The sequence below is a fragment of the Streptomyces sp. TRM49041 genome (assembly GCF_008271805.1).
GTDB lineage: Bacteria > Actinomycetota > Actinomycetes > Streptomycetales > Streptomycetaceae > Streptomyces.
On record NZ_VSRY01000134.1, the window covers coordinates 1 to 5,197 of the forward strand.

Sequence of the window (5,197 nt, forward strand, 5' to 3'; positions counted from 1 at the left end):
GCGCGCTGGACGAGATTCTGGCCGTGTGCGAACGGGACGGGGTGCGGGCGCGGCGGGTCAATGTGGACTACGCGTCGCACACCGCTCAGGTCGAGGCGCTGGAGGCGGAGCTTCTGGAGGTTCTGGCCCCGGTGGCGCCGCGGGCGGGGAAGGTCCCCGTGTACTCCACGGCGGTCGGTGCCTTCATCGACTCCGCGACGATGGACGCCGGGTACTGGTACCGGAATCTGCGCGGACAGGTCGGGTTCGAACCCGCCATCCGCGCACTGATCGACAAGGGCATGGGCTGCTTCGTCGAGGTGTCGCCGCATCCCGTGCTGACGATGGCGGTCGAGGAGACCGTGGAGGCACAGGACGCCGTCGGCCGGGTCGCCGTCGTCGGCTCCCTGCGCCGCGACGAGGGCGGCCTGGCCCGGTTCCTGCTCTCCCTCGGCCAGGCGCACACCGCCGGCGTGCGGACCGACTGGGAGGCGGTGTACGCGGGCACCGGCGCACAGCGCGTGGACCTGCCCGCTTACGCCTTCCAGCGGGAGAGGTACTGGCTGACACCATCGGCGCAGGGCGGTGACGTCGCCGCGGCAGGCCTGGACCGCATGCCGCACCCCGTCCTGGCCGCGGCCGTGGAGGTCGCCGACCGCGACGAGTGGGTGTTCTCCGGCCGCTTCTCCACCGAGTCGCAGCCGTGGGTGCGCGACCATGTGGTGCTGGGCGCGGTGATCGTGCCGGGCGCCGCACTCGTCGAACTCGTCCTCGCCGCCGCCCGCCACCTCGGCTGCGAACTCCTCGACGAGATCGTCTTCGAATCCCCGCTGACCCTCGACGAGGGCTCCGCCCGGCACATCCGGGTCACCGTCGGCCGACCGGACGAGGACGGCCGCCGCGAGGTCGCCCTCCACTCCCTCTCCGAGGCCGGAACCGGACCGGACGGCGAACGCCAGGTCGTCAGGCACGCGCGCGGCCGACTCGCCCCCGAGGCCGCACCCGCGACGCCCTTCCCCGCCTCCTGGCCGCCCATCGCGGCCGTCGAGTCCTCCGCCGACGCCCTCTACGAGCGACTGGCCGACATCGGACTGGACTACGGCCCGCTGTTCCAGGGCGTGCAGGCGGTGTGGCGCAGCGGCACCGACGTGTACGCCGAGGTCGCCCTCCCCGACGACACCGCCGTCGACAGGTACGCCATCCACCCGGCGCTGTTCGACTCCGCGCTGCACGCCAGCATGGTCGACAAGGACACCACGTCCGCCCCGGACCTGCCGTTCTCCTGGTCCGGCGTGCGGTACGGACGCCCCGCGTCCTCCCGGGTGCGCGTGCGCATCGGCAAGGCCGGCGAGTCCGCCTTCCGCGTGGACATCGTCGACGAGAACGGCGACATGGTCGTCGCCGTCGACAGCCTTGCCGTGCGCCCCGTCGACCCGGCGCATCTGGGGCGCGCCCAGGCCGAGCAGAACGCGCTGTTCCAACTCGAGTGGGCACCCGTCACCGGAACGCCGTCCCAGGCCCGCGTCGTGGTCCTCGGCGACCTGGACGCACCCGGTGAGCGCTACGCCGATCTGCCGGCCCTCGAAGCCGCGCTCGCCGACGGCGCCGCGGCCGCGGACGTGGTCCTCGCCGAGATCGAGACCCCGGCCGGGAACGATCCCGCCCACGCCGCACACCTGGTGGCCGAGCGCACCCTCGCCCTGGCCCAGCGGTGGCTGGCCAGCGAGTGGCTCGGCGAGGCGACCCTGGCCGCGGTGACCCGGCACGCCGTCGCCGTCGGCGCCGAATCCGTGGACCTCGCCCAGGCCCCCGCGTGGGGTCTGCTGCGCAGTGCGCAGACCGAGCACCCCGGCCGCTTCGTCCTGGTCGACACGGACGGCGGCGCCCAGCCCGACTGGATGTCCCTGACCGGGCTGGACGAGCCGCAACTGGCCGTGCGCGGCGGCGCGCTGCTCGCACCCCGCCTGGGACGGCCCGCCACCGGCCCGTCCGGTGAGGCATGGCGGCTGGCCAGCACGGAGAAGGGCTCCCTGGAGAACCTCGCCGTCGTCCCCTCCGACGGCACCCGCCCGCTGGGCGTCGGCGAGGTCCGCGTCTCCGTCCGCGCCGCAGGCCTCAACTTCCGCGACGTCCTCATCGCGCTCGGTATGTACCCGGGCGAGGCCCCCCTGGGCAGCGAGGCGGCAGGCGTCGTACTGGAGGTCGGCTCCGGAGTCACCGACCTCCAGCCCGGCGACCGCGTGTTCGGCCTGATGACGGAGGCCTTCGGACCCGTCGCCGTCGCCGACCGCAAGACCGTCGCCCGCATGCCGGAGCGTCTCACCTTCGCCGAGGCGGCCGCCATTCCCGTCGTCTACCTGACCGCGTACTACGGCCTGGTCGACCTGGCCGGCCTGCGGAAGGGCGAGAAGCTGCTCGTGCACGCCGCCGCCGGCGGCGTCGGCATGGCCGCCGTACAACTGGCCCACCACTGGGGCGCCGAGGTCTTCGCCACCGCCAGCCCGGCCAAGTGGGACGCCGTACGCGCCCTCGGCGTGCCCGCGCAGCGCATCGCCTCCTCCCGCGACCTCGGCTTCCGCGACGCCCTCCACGCCGCCACCGGAGGCGCAGGCGTCGACGTGGTGCTCAACTCCCTCGCGGGTGAATTCGTCGACGCGTCACTGGAACTGCTGCCCCAGGGCGGCCGCTTCATCGAGATGGGCAAGACCGACATCCGAGACCCCGAGGCCGTCGCCCACCGGAGCGCCGGCGTGCGCTACCGCTCGTACGACCTGATGGAGGCCGGACCGGAGCGCATCCAGCAGATGCTGGTCGAGATCGCCGAGCTGTTCGCACGCGGAGTGCTGACCCCCTCGCCGATCCGCGCCTGGGACGTACGCCGCGGACAGGAGGCGTTCCGCTACCTGCGCGAGGGCCGCAACGTCGGCAAGGTCGTGCTGACCGTTCCCGCACCCCTCGACCCCGAAGGCACCGTACTCATCACCGGTGGCACCGGCGGCCTGGGCGCCCTGTTCGCCCGGCACCTCGTCACCCGGCACGGCGCACGCCACCTGCTGCTGGTCAGCCGGCGCGGCCCGGCCGCCGAAGGCGCCGCCGAACTGGTCGCCGAACTGGCCGCACTCGGCGCACAGGCGCGCGTCGCCGCCTGCGACGTGTCCGACCGCGACCAGCTCGCCCGCCTGCTCGACTCGCTCGACCGCCCGCTCACCGCGGTGATCCACACCGCCGGTGTGCTGGCCGACGGCGTCATCGAGTCGCTCAGCCCCGCGCAGATCGAGCACGTCATGCGACCCAAGCTGGACGCCGCATGGCACCTGCACGAGCTGACCTCCCGCATGGACCTGTCGGCTTTCGTCCTGTTCTCCTCCGCCGCCGGCCTCCTCGGCAACGCGGGCCAGGCCAACTACGCCGCCGCAAACGCCGCCGTCGACGCGCTGGCCGCGCTGCGCCAGGCAGCCGGCCTGCCCACCCTCTCCCTGGCGTGGGGCCTGTGGTCCGACTCCACGGGCATGACCGGCGAGATGGACGAGACCGACCTCGCCCGCATGGAGCGCACCGGCATCGGCGCGATCTCCCAGGACCTCGGCCTGGAACTGTTCGACCAGGCCCTCGGCTCCGAAGCCGCCCTGCTGGCCCCCGTACGCCTGGACCTCGGCGCGCTGCGCACCCAGGCCCGGTCCGGCATGCTGCCCGCCCTGCTGCGCGGTCTGGTACGAGCCCCCGCACGCCGCGCCGACAACGAACGGTCGCTGGAGCGGCGGATCGCCGGAGTGCCCGAGGCCGACCGCGAGCAGGTCGTCCTCGACCTCGTACGCACCCAGGTCGCCTCCGTGCTCGGCCATGCGTCCGCCGCCGCCATCGACCCCGAGCGTGCCTTCAAGGAGCTCGGCTTCGACTCGCTCGCGGCGGTCGAGCTGCGCAACCGGATCAGCCAGGTGGCCGGCATACGCCTGCCCGCGACGCTGGTCTTCGACCATCCCACCCCCCTCGAGACCGCCCGGCTGATCCTCGCCGAGGTCGGCGGAGCAGCGTCCGGACCGCGGCCCTCGCCGCTCGACGAAGAGCTGCAGCGGCTGGAGGCGCTCCTCATCGCCGTGTCCGGCCACAAGCAGCAGCTCGCCGGCGCCGAGCCGCGCCTGCGCTCGCTCAGCAACCGGCTGCGGACCCTGCTGCGCCAGACGAGCAGCGACCATGACCGCGACGACGACCACGACGACGACCTCGACTTCGTCTCCGACAGCGAGATGTTCGACCTGATCGACAAGGAGCTCGGATCCGCATGACCGGGAAGACGGACGACAGCCGGAGTGGATCGATGAGCGACGAGCAGAAGCTCCGCAACTACCTGCGCCGCGTAACCGCTGAACTCCGCACGGCCAACCGGCGGGTGCACGAGCTGGAGCAGCGCGACGTCGAGCCGATCGCGATCGTCGGCATGAGCTGCCGGTACCCGGGCGGGGTGACGTCGCCGGAGGAGCTGTGGGAGCTGGTGGCGTCCGGGCGGGACGCGATGGGCCCGTTCCCGGCCGACCGCGGCTGGGACCTGGAGGGGCTGTACGACCCGGACCCCGAGCGGCCGGGCACCGCCTACGCGCGGGAAGGCGGGTTCGTCGACACCGTCACCACGTTCGACGCCGACTTCTTCGGGATCAGCCCGCGCGAGGCACTGGCCATGGACCCGACCCAGCGGCTCACGCTGGAGACGGCGTGGGAGGCCCTGGAGGACGCGGGCATCGACCCGACGACGCTGCGGGGCAGCGACACCGGCGTGTTCGCCGGCACCGTCTCCTCCGACTACGGCCCGTCGACGCTGCCCGAACTGGAGGGGTTCCGGGTGACCGGCACCCAGAGCAGCGTCATGTCCGGCCGCGTCGCCTACAGCCTCGGGCTGGAGGGCCCCGCGGTCTCGATCGACACCGCCTGCTCCGCCTCGCTCGTGGCCATGCACCTCGCGGCGAACGCGCTGCGCGCGGGCGAGTGCTCGCTGGCGCTCGCGGGCGGTGTCACGGTCCTGGCCGGGCCTTTCCTGTTCGTCGAGTTCAGCCGTCAGCGCGGTCTGGCCCGTGACGGGCGCTGCAAGGCGTACTCGGCGTCGGCGGACGGGACCGGGTTCGCCGACGGCGTGGGCCTGGTGGTGCTGGAGCGGTTGTCGGACGCGAAGCGCAAGGGGCGGCGCATTCTGGGTGTGATCCGTGGCAGTGCGGTGAACCAGGACGGT

The 5,197-nt window shown here is 73.4% G+C and carries 2 protein-coding genes; both read left to right on the forward strand.

The window, feature by feature from the left end:
* Positions 1-4,262, forward strand: a 4,262-nt coding sequence (locus tag FVS66_RS16685) for an SDR family NAD(P)-dependent oxidoreductase (protein WP_149181981.1), incomplete at its 5' end; no start/stop codon positions are given.
* Positions 4,263-4,294: 32 nt separating this feature from the next.
* Positions 4,295-5,197, forward strand: a 903-nt coding sequence (locus tag FVS66_RS16690) for a beta-ketoacyl synthase N-terminal-like domain-containing protein (RefSeq protein WP_187645552.1), incomplete at its 3' end; no start/stop codon positions are given.